Annotated in this window: 1 protein-coding gene; it reads right to left on the reverse strand. The window is 32.7% G+C overall.

Translation table 11 applies throughout. The annotated features are described in order from the left end of the window. Positions 1–217 (reverse strand): formyltransferase family protein (locus V6255_RS18705; RefSeq protein WP_341629452.1); only part of this gene is annotated, 217 nt, incomplete at both ends.

Below are 217 nucleotides of genomic sequence, written 5' to 3' on the forward strand. Positions count from 1 at the left end.
AAGCAGGTAAAAATGAATGATGGATATTAATTAATCTATTTGAATAAGCCTCACCGAATTTTGGCGTTAAAATACGCATGTATTTAGCTAAAATAACGTTATCTGGTGTGTAAGGCGCAATGGCTTCTAATACTTTATCTTGATGCTCTTCACGTGTTAAACCTTCATGGCTTTCTGTGTGATAAGGTATATTTAATTTAGTGACTAAGTCTTCTAA

The organism is Psychromonas arctica, assembly GCF_038155225.1.
GTDB lineage: Bacteria > Pseudomonadota > Gammaproteobacteria > Enterobacterales > Psychromonadaceae > Psychromonas > Psychromonas arctica_B.